The organism is uncultured Phascolarctobacterium sp. (assembly GCF_958349595.1).
Lineage (GTDB): Bacteria > Bacillota > Negativicutes > Acidaminococcales > Acidaminococcaceae > Phascolarctobacterium.
This window is the reverse complement of record NZ_CATWDQ010000023.1, coordinates 1-16,929: the sequence shown is the minus strand read 5'-3', so window position 1 is coordinate 16,929 and position 16,929 is coordinate 1. Positions and strand designations below refer to the sequence as shown.

16 protein-coding genes are annotated in these 16,929 nt (G+C 45.6%); 13 read left to right on the top strand and 3 right to left on the bottom strand.

What is annotated here, in order from left to right:
- Positions 1 to 39: 39 nt before the first annotated feature.
- Genes Q4G98_RS11630 through Q4G98_RS11610 form a run of 5 tightly spaced genes read left to right on the top strand, consistent with a single transcriptional unit; the run spans position 40 to position 4,498 of the window.
- Complete coding sequence (locus Q4G98_RS11630; RefSeq protein ID WP_298565600.1) at positions 40 to 924, top strand: metal ABC transporter solute-binding protein, Zn/Mn family; 885 nt, start codon at positions 40 to 42, stop codon at positions 922 to 924.
- A gap of 11 nt (positions 925 to 935) precedes the next feature.
- Complete coding sequence (locus Q4G98_RS11625; protein ID WP_177560864.1) at positions 936 to 1,655, top strand: metal ABC transporter ATP-binding protein; 720 nt, start codon at positions 936 to 938, stop codon at positions 1,653 to 1,655.
- A gap of 12 nt (positions 1,656 to 1,667) precedes the next feature.
- Positions 1,668 to 2,546: a metal ABC transporter permease gene (locus tag Q4G98_RS11620; protein WP_301961997.1), complete on the top strand. Its 879-nt coding sequence runs from the start codon at positions 1,668 to 1,670 to the stop codon at positions 2,544 to 2,546.
- Positions 2,536 to 3,351 carry a PHP domain-containing protein gene (locus Q4G98_RS11615; protein WP_298565604.1) on the top strand — a complete coding sequence of 272 codons (816 nt, stop codon included), beginning with the start codon at positions 2,536 to 2,538 and terminating at the stop codon, positions 3,349 to 3,351. The genes Q4G98_RS11620 and Q4G98_RS11615 overlap by 11 nt, the downstream gene beginning before the upstream one ends.
- 13 nt (positions 3,352 to 3,364) lie before the next feature.
- Positions 3,365 to 4,498, top strand: a complete 1,134-nt coding sequence (locus Q4G98_RS11610; protein ID WP_298565606.1) for a DUF362 domain-containing protein — start codon at positions 3,365 to 3,367, stop codon at positions 4,496 to 4,498.
- Between the two features lie 56 nt (positions 4,499 to 4,554).
- On the opposite strand, the gene Q4G98_RS11605 is transcribed toward Q4G98_RS11610, so the two are convergent.
- Both Q4G98_RS11605 and Q4G98_RS11600 read right to left on the bottom strand, forming a co-directional pair.
- Entirely contained in the window at positions 4,555 to 4,902 is a 348-nt protein-coding gene (locus tag Q4G98_RS11605) for an MmcQ/YjbR family DNA-binding protein (protein WP_298565608.1), read from the bottom strand.
- 46 nt (positions 4,903 to 4,948) lie between these two features.
- Positions 4,949 to 5,524: a YdeI family protein gene (locus Q4G98_RS11600; RefSeq protein ID WP_177560855.1), complete on the bottom strand. Its 576-nt coding sequence runs from the start codon at positions 5,522 to 5,524 to the stop codon at positions 4,949 to 4,951.
- Positions 5,525 to 5,701: 177 nt separating this feature from the next.
- Here Q4G98_RS11600 and Q4G98_RS11595 point away from each other — a divergent pair, with 177 nt between their 5' ends.
- From Q4G98_RS11595 to Q4G98_RS11585, 3 genes are read left to right on the top strand one after another with little or no spacing between them, the layout of a single operon-like run.
- The gene (locus Q4G98_RS11595; protein WP_298565611.1) at positions 5,702 to 6,694 is read left to right on the top strand and encodes a YafY family protein; all 993 of its coding nucleotides are present in this window, start codon (positions 5,702 to 5,704) and stop codon (positions 6,692 to 6,694) included.
- 6 nt (positions 6,695 to 6,700) lie between these two features.
- Entirely contained in the window at positions 6,701 to 7,213 is a 513-nt protein-coding gene (locus Q4G98_RS11590; RefSeq protein WP_298565613.1) for a hypothetical protein, read from the top strand.
- A 60-nt stretch (positions 7,214 to 7,273) separates the two neighbouring features.
- Positions 7,274 to 8,071 (top strand): uracil-DNA glycosylase family protein, encoded by a 798-nt coding sequence (locus Q4G98_RS11585; RefSeq protein WP_293663436.1) that lies wholly within the window; start codon positions 7,274 to 7,276, stop codon positions 8,069 to 8,071.
- 60 nt (positions 8,072 to 8,131) lie between these two features.
- Here the strand turns inward: Q4G98_RS11585 and purC are convergent, their stop codons facing one another.
- On the bottom strand, positions 8,132 to 8,836 hold the full coding sequence (purC, locus tag Q4G98_RS11580) for a phosphoribosylaminoimidazolesuccinocarboxamide synthase (protein ID WP_177560854.1): 705 nt from the start codon (positions 8,834 to 8,836) through the stop codon (positions 8,132 to 8,134).
- Between the two features lie 372 nt (positions 8,837 to 9,208).
- Between purC and Q4G98_RS11575 the strand changes: the two genes are divergently transcribed.
- The 5 genes from Q4G98_RS11575 (at position 9,209) to Q4G98_RS11555 (ending at position 16,690) form a co-directional block, all read left to right on the top strand.
- The gene (locus Q4G98_RS11575; protein ID WP_177560853.1) at positions 9,209 to 11,296 is read left to right on the top strand and encodes a glutamine synthetase III; all 2,088 of its coding nucleotides are present in this window, start codon (positions 9,209 to 9,211) and stop codon (positions 11,294 to 11,296) included.
- Positions 11,297 to 11,402: 106 nt separating this feature from the next.
- Entirely contained in the window at positions 11,403 to 13,121 is a 1,719-nt protein-coding gene (gene amt, locus Q4G98_RS11570; RefSeq protein WP_366917025.1) for an ammonium transporter, read from the top strand.
- A 228-nt stretch (positions 13,122 to 13,349) separates the two neighbouring features.
- Positions 13,350 to 13,622, top strand: coding sequence for a hypothetical protein (locus Q4G98_RS11565; protein ID WP_298565619.1), 273 nt, complete (start codon positions 13,350 to 13,352; stop codon positions 13,620 to 13,622).
- Between the two features lie 494 nt (positions 13,623 to 14,116).
- Positions 14,117 to 14,551, top strand: coding sequence for a stalk domain-containing protein (locus Q4G98_RS11560; protein ID WP_177560851.1), 435 nt, complete (start codon positions 14,117 to 14,119; stop codon positions 14,549 to 14,551).
- Between the two features lie 258 nt (positions 14,552 to 14,809).
- A complete protein-coding gene (locus Q4G98_RS11555; protein ID WP_177560850.1) occupies positions 14,810 to 16,690 on the top strand; it encodes a diguanylate cyclase in 1,881 nt (626 codons plus the stop codon).
- Positions 16,691 to 16,929: the final 239 nt, after the last annotated feature.

Sequence of the window (16,929 nt, the reverse complement as noted above, 5' to 3'; positions counted from 1 at the left end):
ATAATAAATTTTAGCTGCGGTATCTTGTAGGAGGTAGGAATGAAGAAGCTTTTGGCTGTAATATTGGGTATGGTTTTATTGGCTGCAGTTGGCTGCGGCAGTGAACAAAAACAGGCTGAGGGCAAGCTGCCGGTAGTGGCAAGCTTTTATCCCATGGCTGATTTTACCAGACAGATCGGCGGCGATCTGGTGCAGGTCGAGACGTTAATCGCAGACGGCGTGGAACCGCATGACTGGGAACCAACGGCCAGGGATCTGACTAAATTAGGTAATGCCAGGCTGTTTGTTTATAACGGTGGTGTTGAAAGCTGGGCGCAGCCCGCATTAGAAGCGGTGCAGGATAAAAAGGTAGTCAGTGTGGAAGCCGGCAAAGGATTGTTTGACGAAAAAACTACTCATGTAGACCCGCATGTCTGGCTGAGCCCCCGGAAAGCGGTACTGGAAGTTGGCGCCATAACGGCTGCTTTGGTGCAGGCTGACCCTGAACATGCTGCTGTTTATAAAAAGAACAGCGAGGATTATCAGAAGCAGCTGCTGCAGCTGGATCAACGCCTGACGAAGCTGGCGGCGCAGGCGCCGCAAAAGCTGTTTGTTACGACGCATGCCGCTTTCGGTCATCTGGCGGCAGATTATGGCTTGCAGCAGGTGGCGATCATGGGTATTTCTCCGGATGCGGAACCGACGCCGGCTGATTTGAAAAAACTGATCGATACGATCAAAGAGAAACAGGTCAAATATGTTTTCTTTGAAACTCTGGTCAGCCCACGCATCGCTCAGACTGTAGCGGAAGCCTCCGGCGCCCAAACGCTGGTACTTGATCCGCTGGAAGGGCTGAGTGAAGCCGGCAGAAAAAAGGGTGACGATTATTTAAAAATCATGACGCGTAATATCGACAATCTGGAGTTGGCCTTAGGCGTTAAATAAGCGGTGGAGCTATGGAAAATATCATTAAAATAGATAAATTAGGTTATAATTATGGCGAAGGCTGGATTTTGCACGATTTGTCGGTTGAGATCGCCCAGGGTGATTTTGTGGCGGTCATCGGTCCTAATGGCGCTGGTAAAAGTACGCTGCTGCGCCTTTTAGCAGGCATCCTGCAGCCGACTGCCGGTGCGATCGAGTTGTACGGAACGCCGCTGCCGCAGTTCAGCAGCTGGGAAAAAATCGGTTATGTGCCGCAGAATCCGGCCAAACAGCATCGTGATTTTCCCATCAGCGTCAAAGAAGTTATCGGACTGGGACTTTTGTGCGGCAGCAGCATGTTCCAGAAAATTTCCCGTGCCGGTAAGGCCAGAGTGGAAACGATGCTGGAACGGTTTTATCTTCAGGACCTGGCGCATCGTAAAATCGGTGAATTATCGGGCGGTCAGCAGCAGCGGGTCTTTTTGGCGCGCGCTATGGTACGTCAGCCGGAGCTGCTGCTTTTAGACGAGCCGGCGACCGGCGTCGATCCGGATGCGAAGATCGAGTTATACAGGATGCTCAGGGACATCAACCGTGATCTGGGTGTAACGATCGTGATGGTGTCGCATGATCTGGAGCTGGCGGCCGAAGTGGCACACAACGCTCTGTGTCTGGATCATGATGTCTGCTTCTGGGGCGATGTTCGGCAGGCGCTGGTACATCGTCATAAGCACGGTTACTTTTACAGATAGAAGGTACTTATTATGTTGGAAGTGTTTACAACGGAATTTATGCAGCGGGCCTGGCTGGCCGGTTTGATCGTGGCTGTGATCTGTCCGCTGATCGGCAGCTTTTTGGTGCTGCGGCGGCAGTCGATGATCGGCGACGGCCTGGGGCATATTGCTTTCGCCGGTGTGGCCGGAGGGGCGCTGTTGGGCTGGCAGCCTGTGTTGAGTGCGGCAGCCGTTACTGTTCTGGGGGCGCTGGTCATCGAATGGGTGCGGACCAGGCTGGCGGCCTTTTCAGAGATGATCTTAGCGATTTTCTTTTACAGCGGCATCGGGCTGGCAGTTGTTTTTACCAGTATGAACCGGATGGGCGGCTTTAATTTAAGCAGTATTTTGTTTGGCAGCCTGATGACGATCAGCAGCAGTGATTTGTGGATCGTGGCCGGGCTGGGTATTTTTGCCTGCCTTTTTGTGATGCTTTTTTACCGTCCGCTGCAATATCTGACTTTTGATGAGACTTCTGCGCGGGTGGCAGGCCTGCCTGCGGATCGTCTTAATATGTGGCTGGCAGTGCTGACGGCGCTGACGGTAGCTTTGTCGATGCGTATTGTTGGCCTGCTGCTGGTTTCCGCGATGATGGTGATCCCGGTAGCCTGCGCGCTGCAGACGGCCCGCAGCTTTGCCGGGACTATTTACGGCGGTATCCTTTACGGGCTGGTAATCGTTTCCGGCGGGCTTACCTTATCCTATTATGCTAATTTAGCACCCGGCGGCACGATCGTGCTGACGGGTACCTGTATGTTTATTTTAAGCTGTTTATTTGGCAGACGTTTTTACCGGAAGCCTCAGGAACTGAAGACGGCAGAATGTAAGGTCTGCCGTTGCCGGAAGGAGGGGCGGACAGATGCAAGTTGATCTGCATATCCACAGTACGGCTTCTGACGGTACCTGGAAGCCGCAGGAAGTTGTTGCCGCCTCCCTGGCAGCAGGACTGGGGGCTATTGCTGTCACTGATCATGACAGTGTGGCCAACGTGGCGGCGACGCAGGAGCTGGCAGCTGCCGCCGGCTTAAAATTTATTCCCGGTGTAGAGATCTGTTCGACGAAAGACGATTTCTGTTTTCATATTTTGGGTTATGGCATTGATATTACTAATAAATCACTGCTGGATTTGTTGGAACATAATGAACGGCTTTTGAACGGCAAGGATGATGAAAGCATAAAAATGTTGATCGAACGCGGCTGGCCGCTGGATTTTGACGAGTTTTTGCGGTATGATTATGATAGAAGCCGAGGAGGCTGGAAGGCCCTGGCTTTTTTGCAGGATAAAGGGCTCTGCGGCGACGTCAATGATTTTTTCACCAGGATTTTTACTAAAGAACATGATCTTGGTTTTCCGACTTTTCCTTTGATCAAAGAAGTAGTGGACGCTATCCACGGTGCCGGCGGCGTGGCCTTATGTGCACACGCGGCCAGCAGCTTCCACGGACCGGGACTGGCGGCGACGCTGCTGGAACTGGCGAAGGAGGATTTTGACGGGTTTGAATGTTATCATTCGGGACATAGCAGGGAAGATACGGCGGCACTGCTCACTTATTGCCGTCAGCATCAGCTGCTCATCAGCGGCGGCAGCGACTGCCACGGCAGCTTCGTGCCGTCACGTACGCTGGGACGGCCTGTGATCGATAGCAGGGACCTGAATTTACCGGGATTATTATAAGGAGGAATGGAAGATGACGAAGGCTAAAGTTTATTTTTCGGATATGCGTACCAGATATGGCGGTTTAAGTTTGCCGCAGAAGCTTGGGAAGTTGATCGAAGCGGCTGGGATCGGAGACATTGATTTTCAAAATAAATTTGCGGCGATCAAGATCCATTTCGGCGAACCGGGCAACCTTTCTTTTCTGCGCCCCAATTATGCCAAAGTAGTTGTTGATGCCGTTAGCGATCGAGGCGGACGTCCGTTTTTGACGGACTGCAATACTTTATATGTAGGACGCCGCAAGCATGCGCTGGAGCATATTACTGCTGCCTATGAAAATGGCTTTAGTCCTTTTTCCACCGGCTGCCATGTTATTATTGCTGACGGTCTGAAGGGGACGGATGAAGAATATGTGGCAGTTCCGAATGGCGAGCTGGTACAGGAAGCCAAAGTCGGCAAAGCGCTGATGGATGCCGATATCGTGATCAGTCTGAGCCATTTTAAAGGTCACGAAGCTACTGGTTTCGGCGGCGCTATCAAAAATATCGGTATGGGCGGCGGTTCGCGTGCTGGCAAAATGGAAATGCACCACGACGGCAAGCCGCATATCAGTGAACGCAAATGTATCGGCTGCGGTGCCTGCGTAAGGATCTGCGCTCATGGCGCGCCGATCATCGAAAATAAAAAAGCGCATATCGATCTGGATAAATGCGTCGGCTGCGGGCGTTGTATCGGGGCCTGCCCTATGGACGCTGTGAAACCGCCTGCTGACGGTTCCAGCATGGAAGCGCTCAATAAAAAGATGGCCGAATATGCTTGGGCTATTTTAAACGGCAGACCACATTTCCATATCAGCCTGATCGTTGATGTATCGCCGTACTGCGATTGCCATGCTGAAAATGACGCGCCTGTAGTACCGAATATCGGTATGCTGGCATCTTTTGACCCGGTGGCGCTGGATCAGGCTTGTGCCGATCTGGTCAACGCAGCGCCGGTCATGGCCAACTCACTGCTGGACGATCATTTGAAAGCTGATCCGGCAGGCTGTGAGGGGCATGACCATTTCCATAACCTGACACCGGAATCCGAATGGAAGACCTGCTTGGCTCATGCAGAAAAGCTGGGTATGGGTACCAGAGAGTACGAATTGGTAACGGTGAAATAAAGTTAGATGAAAAACGCCTCAGATTACAGATGTAATCTGAGGCGTTTTTGCTTATATTATTTCTTTTTCGCTTTAGGGATTTTGGGCGCCGTCAGCTCAAAGCTGTGGGCGATCATGGAAAATAATTCGCCTTTGGGCACTTTGTTGACTTCGACAGTGTTCCAATGCTCTTTGTTCATATGCCAGGCTGGGTAAACGCCTGCATAAGTACGGCGCAGAAACTCGGATCTGACCGGATCACATTTCAGATTGATACAGAGCTTGCCGTGCAGATGAAAGATAAGGGCGAACCATTTGCGGTTGCCGCTGTGACGCATGATCGTGCTGTCGTCATCGGCAAAGGGATAATCTTCGACAGCGTTATGATAAGTCAGGCAATGGGCGATCAAAGCTTGTTTATTCATGAAGGGACACCTCCGGTTATCGATATGTTTCTTGAGAGCACGGGTTTTAATAGTCTAATAAGCGGCCGTTATCGTTCCAGTTGCCATACATAATGTTCTTCTTCGTATTTTCTTTGAATTTTGCAAACCGTATTTGAAAAATATCGGGCTGCTTCTTTTTCTTTTGCAGTGTATTGATGCGAACGCGCTGATACAGCGGCGGAAAGTTTTTGAAATTGGCATAGGCATCGGGATTGTTCTGCAGCCAGCGCTTGATAACAGGGTCGATTTTGAAATGTTCAGGATTCATATCGGGCAAAACGGCATAGCCTGCTTCTGTCATCAGCCCAAGCTTAGCTAACCTGCGGACTCTTTCTTTGTTCAGTTCCGTCCAGGGGCTGTTAGGTTTTCTGGGTGTAAGCCGCTGTACTATTTTGCCGTCAGCTGTTTTTTTGCAGGTGGAATCGATCCAGGCAAAGCAAAGCGCTTCTTCAACGACATCTAAATAGGCTATCGCATAGTCGCTAGGTGTTTTGGAACGGGTTACCAGCACCCAGCATTCTTTTTCTCTGGCTGAATTTTCCAGAAACCATGCCCGTAGGTCCTGCCGTGTATGTATTGGTAATAAATTTTTGATCTCCATTCGTCAGTCCTTTAAAAAAGCTGTTTAGTATCTTAAAAATTTGCTTATTCGCTAAATTGTTAAGTATATTATACAACAAAAAATTAATTTGTTATCAAAAATACACCGAAGACACTAATGGTATTGGTTGTGTGTTATAATCAGGCTAAGTAAAGATTTGGAAAAGGTGTGAATAATATGTATGGCAGTAAACTGAAATTACTGAGAATAATAGAGATAATGAGGGAAACCAGTGAGCAAGAACCTTTGACTGCGGTGCAGATATGTTCAAAACTTCGATCTTATGGCATTGATGCAGAGAAAAAATCAGTCTATCGGGATTTGAATTTATTAAAGGAAGCTGGTTACGAAATAGTTTTATCGGAAGATAATAAAAAGGGTTATTATTTAGCAGAACATTTATTAGAAGATTGGGAGGTAAAGGTTTTAATTGACGCTGTAAGTCAGATGCAGTTTGTATCTGCCGGCAGCAGCAAAATTATTGTTAATAAATTATTGAATACATGCAGCATGGCAACCAAGAAGGTTTTGAAATCTTGTACGATATTGGATACCAAAAGAAAAACAGGTAATACAGCAATAAAGAGAGATATTGAGATTGTTTTACACGCGATAACAGATAGGAAAAAAATAAAGTTTCAGTATGGTGATTTGGATGAGCATTTAAAATATAAATTGCGCTGCAAGGGAAAGTTTTATGTAGTAAATCCATATGCGTTGAGCCTGAAGGACGGGAAATATTATTTACTTGGTAATGTAGATAAATATAATGATTTAGCTTTTTTTAGAGTAGATAAAGTAAAAAATCTTGCAGAAGAAGATAAAGTTTCGAAAAGTGCAGAAGAACTGTTTGGTGCCAATGCAGACTTAAAAATAAAAGAATTTGCTGACATGAGTTTATATAATTATTCGGGTCCGAAAATTATTTTGAAATTGGAAGCAGAGGCAGATAGTATTACAGAATTAGTAGACTATTTTGGAACAAATATGAATCTGATAAAAAGTGGAGATAAACTGGTTGCTGAGCTTGAGGTCTTGGAGAATGAAGGATTATATTATTGGCTTCTGCAGTATGCAGAAAGCACAAAGGTTTTGGCGCCAGAACGTGTCAGAAATAATTTGTTGGATAAATTACAGAAAATAAGACGACGGTATGAAATAAAGGAATAATAAATTATGACTGATGATCTACTAACTATGATATATCCACTGCCAGTTTATAATCATAATTTTGTGCTGGCACAAAAAGAAAATTTTGGCTATGTTGAAGGTGTGCTATTTAAGGATATCCCATTCGTTGCAGAAAAGTGGAGTGATGTAAAGACTGGTGAAATAAGCGTTAGTTTTTTACTGCCCTATATTAAAGAATTATGGGATGATAGCGTTAGTAATATTTGTGAAAATAACGGCAATATTTTACCTGAGCAGCTAAAGTGCCGCTATAATGGTATTTTAACTGAAGGTATGCTGGTTTTAAGTGAAAGTATTATTTTTACAGTTTTAGAGCAGCATGTAGTGTTTTTGGAAGCCGCAGGAGCAATAAAATTTGAAAAATGTTATAATGGAGCTATCAAACTATTAAAAGATTATGCTGATAACTTGGTTGTTGAGGTTATTATTAGTTTGCAAATAGGAGCTAAAAAATATGCTGCAACAGATATAAAATTTATAGAGTTTACAGATAAATGAATTTTATTAAAGTGAGAAAGAACTGAAAACATAGCTATATTCTAAAAGAAAGAGGGATGGATGATGGTCAACAAAAAAGAACAGTATCAAAAGTTAGTGGAAAAGAGGCAAGCATGCAGATGTTGCAGTGATTTTGGATTAAAAAACGGGGAAGAAATTTTAAAAGCTAAGCAGAAGAAGGATATTAATGAAATAGGCCAATGGACTGCTTCTTATACGCCAACATCTAAAGGAAGTCTGAATGCAAAAATAGTCATCTTAGGCCAGGATTGGGGAACGATTGAGGAATATAATAATTTTATAAATAGCGGTGAAATTGGTAAATTTCCTACATCGGAGTATGAGTTCAACACAAGTCCAACAAATAAAAACTTGGAAATCGGCTTAAAAGAAATTGATAAAGAAGTTGATTTAAAGAAAGGTAATTTTGGCGAATGCTTTATGACTAATGCAATATTATGTTATAAAACGGGAAAAATGAGTACTAAAATAAAAGATGAAAATTATAGAAGATGTATTCAAAAATTTTTGTATGAATTATTAGACATTATAAAACCAGAGATAATAATTGTTTTGGGAAAACAAACTTTTAATGCGGTAGTGCAGTGTAGTAAAGGCAATCTTGTAGATGAGGGAAATGTTTATAAAAAGTCATGGTATTATAATAGGACTATTTTACATGGATTAAAAGGGAATTTTAAATATTGTCTTAAAGAACATGAAATTCTGGTATTTCCTATGGCTCATACAGGAGCTTTGGGGGTGCTTAATAGAAACAGACACCAAAATGCTCGTGAATTTATAAAAGATTGGGAAGATTTGAGTGATTATCTGAAGGATAATAGTATTTTGAAATAAATAATACTCCTGTAACAAAAAAGCCGACCAGAAGGTCGGCTTTTACTTTTTGGTATAAAATTATTTGCCGGTCAGGCGTTTGATGATTTCCTGATAGGCTTCTTCGACGCTGCCCATATCGCGGCGGAAGCGGTCTTTGTCGAGCTTTTCGTTGGTGTCCCAGTCCCACAGGCGGCTGGTATCAGGGGTGATCTCATCGGCGAGGATGACTTTACCGTCGGCATCGACGCCAAATTCCAGCTTGAAATCGATGAGGCGGACTTTACGTTCAGTCAAAAAGGCTTTGAGGATCTCGTTGATCTTTAAAGCATAGGCTTTGATTTCTGCGACCTGCGCGTCGGTAGCGAGGCCAAAGGCTTCAGCATAGTCGGCGTTGATCATGGGATCGCCCAGATCATCGTTTTTGTAGTAAAATTCTACGATAGGGCGCTTCATGACATAGCCTTCTTCGACGCCCATTTTTTGAGCCAGGCTGCCGGCAGCTATGTTGCGGGTAACAACTTCTATCGGGATAATGGTGACTTTTTTGCAGAGGGCTTCACGGTCACTGAGTTTTTTGATCTGATGATGCGGGATACCGTTTTTTCCCAGCAGGTCAAAGAAGAAGCTGGTGATCGTATTATTCATAATGCCTTTATCGACGATAGTGCCTTTTTTGAGGCCGTTCATGGCGGTAGCGTCATCTTTATAATAGATGATTACTTCATTGGGGTTCTCGGTTTCAAAAACTTTTTTGGCTTTGCCTTCATACAACATATTTGCCATTGTCTGCAACCTGCTTTCTTTTAAATAAATTTATTAGTAGAGCCGGCGAATGTAAAGCACTCGTCGCCTGCTAAATCGCAAGAGTCGATAATTTCGCATTTTTTACATTGTTAGTTTAGCCTGTTTGCCTGTCCTTGTCAATAATTTTTCGGAACATTTAATGTGAATTTTAGTAAAAAAGCACCTTTTTAGGCAAATTTTCCGAACATTCAAACAGGAAAAATGAAAAATATTTGCCAAAAACTCTTTACAAATCAAAAAATGTGATTTATAATCACAGCATAAGCAACAGCGAAGTTGCAGGCCAAGGCCTGAGTTCGCTGTTGTTTTGTTTTTATTGTCGCTTAGATTAGATAAGGGGGAGAGACGATTATGAGCAATGTACCAAAAATGTTTGGCAGCCTGGTTTTTAACGAGACGGTCATGAAAGACCGCCTGCCGACGGCTACCTATAAGACGTTCAAAAATGCTGTCTTAAAAGGCGAAGCGCTGGATCTACCGATCGCTAATATCATCGCCAACGCGATGAAGGATTGGGCTTTGGAGCATGGTGCGACCCACTTTACGCACTGGTTCCAGCCGATGACCGGCATTACGGCCGAGAAGCATGAAAGCTTTATTGCTCCGACTGCCGATGGCCGTGTTATTATGGATTTTTCCGGCAAGGAATTGATCCAGGGCGAGCCTGATGCTTCCAGTTTTCCGTCCGGCGGCCTGCGCGCTACGTTTGAAGCCCGCGGTTACACTGCCTGGGACCCGACCTCTTATGCTTTTATTAAGGATGGCTGTTTATGTATCCCGACCGCATTTTGTTCTTATACCGGTGAAGTACTGGATAAAAAAGCGCCGCTGCTGCGTTCGATGTGCTGTGTAGATAAAGCAGCCAAACGTATCCTGGCACTGTTTGGGGAAACTACCGAGAAGGTTGTGACGACAGTAGGGCCGGAACAGGAATATTTTCTGGTCGATAAGGATATGTGGGAGCAGCGCAGAGATCTGATTTATACGGGTCGGACGCTGTTTGGCGCTAAAGTGCCGAAAGGTCAGGAGATGGAAGACCATTATTTTGGGATCATCAAACCGCGCGTGCTGGCCTTTATGAAAGAGCTGGATGAAGAGCTGTGGAAGCTGGGCGTGCTGGCAAAAACGGAGCATAACGAAGTTGCTCCGGCGCAGCATGAGCTGGCGCCGATTTTTACTACTACCAATGTGGCTTCGGACCACAATCAGCTGACTATGGAATTTATGAAGCGCGTGGCCCTGCGGCACGGCCTGGTGTGCCTGCTGCATGAGAAGCCTTTTGCAGGCGTCAACGGCAGCGGCAAGCATAATAACTGGTCTATTGCTACGGCCGAAGGTGATAATTTGCTGAGCCCCGGCAAAGAGCCGCATAAAAATACCCGTTTCTTACTGTTTCTTGCAGCCATTATCAAGGCTGTTGATGAATACCAGGACCTGCTGCGCGTGAGCGTAGCCAGCGCCGGCAACGATCATCGTCTCGGCGCGAACGAAGCGCCTCCGGCGATCGTATCGGTTTTCCTGGGTACAGAGCTGACCAATATTCTGGAAGCTATCGAAAAAGGGAAAAAATACAATCCTGATGCGGCTGCTCTGCTGAAGCTGAGCGGCGATATTATCCCGGCACTGACCAAGGATAATACGGACAGAAACCGCACGTCTCCGTTTGCTTTTACCGGCAACAAATTTGAGTTCAGAATGCTGGGCAGCGAGTTTTCGATCGCCGGACCCAATATCGTCCTCAATACTATCGTTGCTGAAGCTTTGGAGCAATTTGCAGATAAATTAGAAAAGGCAGCCGATAAAGATGCTGCTATGAAGAAATTGATCAAAGAAACCATCGTCAAGCATAAACGCATCGTGTTCAACGGTGACGGCTATACGGACGCATGGGTCAAAGAGGCCAAATCGAGGGGGCTTCTCAATCTTAAATCTACGCCGGAAGCGCTGCCTTATATGGAAGCAAAGAAGAATGTCGACCTGTTTGTCAAACATGGTATTTTTACCGCGACCGAGGTGCATTCCCGGGTGGAGATCATGCTGGAAAAATATGCCAAAACGATCAACATCGAAGCTTTGACCATGCTGGATATGCTGCATAAGGATATCCTGCCGGCGGCAGTTGCTTATACTAATGATCTGCTGGGCAGCGCTACGGCCAAAAAGGCACTGGGTATCAAGAGCTGTTTTGAGGCTGAGCTGGCGTCTAAGCTTTCTGATCTGACGTCTAAAATGTATACCAGCGGTGAAAAACTGGCTAAAGCCCTGAAAGGCGTAGAAAAATGCGCCGATATGAAGGCGGAAGCCAATTATTACCATGACGTGGTTTTGAAAGAAATGGAACTTCTGCGCAGCTATGCCGATGCGGCCGAAGAACTGATCGGCGAAGATTACCTGCCATATCCGACCTATGGCAAGCTGCTGTACGGCGTCAATAACTAAAAGACGCACAGGGGACGGTCAACAACGCGAAGAAGCGTATCCGTAAGGGATACGCTTCTTTTTGTATAAAAAATAGAGATAAAATGATTGGATGTGGAGGACTATGATGGAGAAATATGTAGCAGCAGATACGATTTGGGTATTGATCGGCGCATTTATGGTATTTTTTATGCAGCCTGGCTTTGCCATGGTCGAGACTGGTTTTACCAGAGCGAAAAATGCCGGCAATATCGTCATGAAAAACTTTATGGACTTGTGTCTGGGCAGTATCGTGTTCTGGATCATCGGCTTTGGCCTGATGTTTGGTACGGATATTGGCGGTTTGCTTGGTACGCCTGATTTCTTTGTACAGAACGATTATGGAGCTTCTTATCCATCCTGGGCCTTCTTTATCTTTCAAACAGTTTTCTGTGCGACGGCCGCGACTATTGTTTCAGGCGCGATGGCCGAGCGGACGAAGTTTTCTGTGTACTGTATGTACAGTATCCTGATCAGCGCGATCATTTATCCGATCTCGGGACACTGGATCTGGGGCGGCGGCTGGCTGGCGGAAATGGGCTTCCATGATTTTGCCGGTTCGACTGCGGTCCATATGGTCGGCGGTGTAGCGGCGCTTGTCGGCGCTAAGATCCTGGGGCCGCGTATTGGTAAATATAATGCTGACGGCAGCGTCAATGCCATACCGGGACACAGTCTGACGCTGGGTGCTCTGGGTGTGTTCATTCTCTGGTTCGGCTGGTTTGGTTTCAACGGCGGCTCTACAGTTTGCGCGACTGGCGACGATGTTTTGACATCGATGGGCAGGATCTTTGTTACGACTAATCTGGCGGCAGCCGCTGCAGCTACGGCGACGATGTTTCTGACCTGGCTGCGTTATGGCAAGCCCGATGTTTCGATGACGCTGAACGGCGCCCTGGCAGGGCTGGTTGCGATCACTGCAGGCTGCGATACAGTCAGTGTGCCTGGTTCTTTTGCTATCGGCATTATCGCCGGGATCGTGATCGTTTTTGCAGTAGAATTTTTTGATCAGGTGCTCAAAATAGATGATCCGGTGGGCGCGATTTCTGTACATGGTGTCTGCGGCGCCCTGGGTACGCTTCTGGTGGGTGTTTTTGCGGTAGACGGCGGCTTGCTGTACGGCGGCGGTACTGATCTGCTGCTTATACAGGCAACTGGCGTGATCTCGGTTGCTGCTTATATCGGTATCGTGATGACGTTTGTTTTCCAAATCATCGATAAAACTATCGGCCTGCGCGTCACCGCCCGTGAAGAAATCGCCGGCCTGGATATGGAAGAGCATGGCCTGGCCAGTTCCTATGCTGACTTTATGCCGGCTGTGGAAGATTTCCACGGAGCCGTAAGCACTGCGGAAGCGGCAGAGGCTGGCGTGATGGTGGCCCATGTCCCTGCAGCAGCGGGAGCGACATCGGCAGCAACTGTTGGCAAGCCGGCAGATACGCCGAAGATGACCAAGATCGTTATCATTACTTCGCAGCTGCGGTTTGAAATGCTGAAGGATGCTTTGGATAAACTGGGGATCACGGGCATGACGGTAACGAAGGTTTTGGGTTACGGTCTGCAGAAAGGTAATACTGAATATTACCGCGGCGCGGAAGTCAGTGTGCATTTGCTGCCCAAGGTCAAAGTTGAGCTGATCGTTTCGGCGATCCCTGTAGATGCTGTTGTGGCTGCGGCGAAAAAAGTGCTGTATACCGGTAAATATGGCGATGGTAAGATCTTCATCTACGACGTGGAAAACGTCGTCAAGATCCGTACCGGCGAGGAAGGCTACGATGCCTTACAGGATAAACCGCTCGAAGAATAATTGTGAAAGCTGAAAACTGTATAACTGCTGCGCACGGCAGCTGGCAAACAGTCCGTTCGATACTGAGCGGACTGTTTTTGTTGGGAAAATTTCAATAAAGTAATTGATAATTATTATTAAAAACTTTGGCGCACTGATCTTTATGTGATATAGTAAAATTAAGAACAGGAGTTGCTGGCAATAGCTGACAGTAACCGGTTTATTAAAAAAAGACAGGAGTTGAAAGTTATGTTGTATACCGTAGAAGACGCGATCCAGATTTACCACGCCAAATCCTCAACTTTGGAATTTTTTGCGGCAAAAGTGCCGAAATCTGCCTGGCAGGGGATTCGCAAAGCAGATATTGAACCGGCTAAGGAATACTACAGCGATGATATTATTGTAGATTTCGACTTGCTGGACCGGGCAGCCTATGAAGAAAAAGTCTGCGGCGGTGCGCATAGCTATCTTCCTGATGCAGCCTTCCCCGTACTTGTCATTGTCAAGGAACTGCCGGAATAAAAATTTTATGCATAAAAACGACCTTGCCAAGCTAGACGCTTACAAAGGTCGTTTTTTTATTTACTTTAAAACAGAGATTGGATATTGCAGGTATAATGGGTAAAGGCAAGCTGCGTTTGATTATGGGGCGTAGGTTATGTTGCTTGGGAAATAAAGCTGACGAAAGTGTGGGGTCAAGGCCACATGTGAAATATTTCGTTAATGGCGCAGCGTAAAAGGCAAAAGCGGAGTGACTTGTTTGAGCCTGCTGGCAGGCGAGTTTCGCGGAGCTGCCTTTTAGCAAAGCCAAATAGAAATTTTCACCGTGGCTGGTGTTTCTTTGGTTCGTTTCTTTTGCCATCAAAAGAAACGAACAATGTAGTTTTGTAACCAAACTGTAATTTTTTTCCGGTCAATATTTAAATATTGAAAACTTCACACAGGATAAAATGCGTATATAATAAAAGCCGTAGAAATAAAACCTGCATAGCAGGAAAGGAAAGAGGTCAATTAAAATGAAAAAATCTGTAATCGTAGTGGTCTGCTTATTATTGGTAGGCATTTTTGGCTGGTCGATCGCCAAAGCCAACAGCGCCGATATCAAAGTACATCTTGGAGCAGGCACCATCGTTATGGATCAGCAAGAGCTGGTATTAACTCCTGACGAAGCCATTGTGGTACAGGAAGATACAGTATACCTGCCGCTGCGTCCACTGATGGAAAAAATGGATTACCAGGTCTTCTGGGATGCCGGTATGCAAAATGTTTCAATGGAAAAAGGTGATCAAACCTATTTCATGACTATTGGCAGTAACCAATATGGACGTAATGGTCAGACTATTACGCTGGATAACGCTCCTATTTTAGTTAATGGTAAGACTATGGTACCGGTTACCTTCTTTACCAATGTCATGAATAAAACTGTAGATGTCTCCAACAGCCATGTTTAAGCCTTAAAGGCGATTACATCTCATATATAGCTTCCTACAGGCAAAATACCGCTTTCATTGAAAGCGGTATTTTGCTGTTTGCAGATGCCGGTCACTAAGGTGAGGCAGAGCGGTAAAATAAAGCCTGGAGTATTTATTTGCCAAAAGAAAAAATGCGATAATATAAAAAATAGGTTATAATTGATAGCGGATGAATTAACTATGTTATTTTGTAGAAATTATAGCGGCGTTGCTTAAAATACAGAAAGAGGTAGCTTTATGTGGGGGAAACTGCATCGTGAACTGATCGTCATAACCATAATCTCTGTTTTGATCATGGCTGTTGCTTTTGCGTTCAATTTCAGTGCCAGCCAAAAGGAGATCCTTGAACGTCAGACTTACGATTATTTACTGGAAGCAACTAATTATACTAAGGTTGTTTTGCATACCGAGATCAAACGCCAGAATGATCTGCTGGATATTATAGTTAAAAATGCGCCGCAATATGAGGGTCAGTATGACAAATTAGAAGGCCTGCTGAATTCGGTTTCCAATACGGGACATTTTTCCCGTGTCGGGTTGACGTACCGCGGTGAAAAAACCTTACTGTGCTACGGCGGTGAAGTCGATATTCGGGAACGCAGTTATTATAAAAAGGCTCTGGCAGGTGAAACAGTAATCGAAGCGCCGGTCATTTCAATGATCAGCGGCAAAAAAGTAGTTGTGCTGGCTAAACCCTTTTATAAGGACGGCGCGATCGCCGGTGTTGTTCACGAGGCTTACGATCTGGATGCTGCAGGCCAGACGCTGCTGGCCGGGCTGAATATGAAGGAAGACCGCATCACGATGATAGCCAAGGTCAACGGTGACGTCATTATGGGTATCCGCAATGGCAAATATGATAATTTTTACAGCTTCTTGAAGGAAAATGCTATCGGCTGTTCGATGACCAGCCAGCAGCTGCAAAAAGCGATAGACAATAAAGAGAGCGGTGCCTTTTATTATACTGATATCAATGGAGAGACACAGTATGTGGCCTTTGCCCCGGCAGAGGTCAATGACTGGTATACCTTCCAGATCGTTTCGGGGACGAGCCTGCTGGCAGACCAGCAAATGCTGAATAAGATCGCCAGGGACACGATGGGAAAATATTTTCTGCTTATTTGCCTGTGCTTTATTGTGATCATTTACATCTGGCGGCAGATAGAGAAAGACCGCTTAAAACAGATCAATGCCGAGATCGAAGGTCTGCGGCTGACGGCCGGCTTGATGGAAGGCTGTATGTTTGAATTTGATTTGAAAACCTGTAAATTTTTGGTTGTGAAAAATAGCGTGGGTAACGCGTCCGGCAATAATAGTGAAAAACAAGTGCTGGAGAAACTGAGTGGTTTTATGACAGCGGTCATTGCGAAAAAAGATGGCGGCAGTTTGAAGCATTATTTCCATGAGGAGGATCTGCCGGCTGTGCAGAAGGCGTTGGTGGAACTGAAACGGGCGGGCAGAACCGTTTTTCAGGGACGTCTGTATACAGACGCCGGCGATTATCACTGGTACCGTTTTTATATGGCAGTGGTGTTTGATGATAAGCGGCAGATCAAACGCGTTCTGGGCAATGTGCTGGATATCAACGATACGCAGAATAAATTCGCACGGATGCAGCATAAAGCAGAACGTGATGGATTGACGGGCGTTTATAACCGGACCGTCTTTGAAAAATATGTCAATGAAGTTTTGGCTGACGGTACGAAACGGCAGCATGCCTTTTTCCTGCTCGACATTGATGATTTCAAGAATGTTAACGACAGTAAGGGACATGCATTCGGAGATGCGGTGCTGTGCGAAGTTACGGCTAACCTTGAACGCAGCTTCCGCAGCTCGGATCTGCTGGGGCGCATCGGCGGCGATGAATTTGCGGTGCTGATGTGCGATATTAGCAGTAAGGAAAATGCTTTAGCCAAAGCGGAGCAGATCTGCAGCCTTTACAGCAAAGGCGATACTCAGGAAGGCTTGAAAATATCCTGCAGTATTGGCATAGTGTTCTGTGAGTCTGCTGCCGGATCGACCTTTGACGATTTATATCAGCAGGCAGATAAGGTTTTGTATAAAGCGAAAGAAAAAGGTAAAAATGTTTTTGTCGTGTTTGATGATACCATGCTGTAAAGGATGGTAGGAAAAGTATTTGCCTGATATAAAAAGCAGCTTCTCCTGCAAATGGAGAAGCTGCTTTTTGATGTAAAAATAAATTTCTAAAAAAACTATTTTGAAAAAAGGCAGAATGTGCTATAATAACATAAATTAAAGTATTAGGAATTTAAATATTGCTAAATTTAAAACTTATGAAGCTGATTTTCGGCAAGGTAGATTGCAACCCTCTCCGCCTTGTTTGAAGATATTCCCCA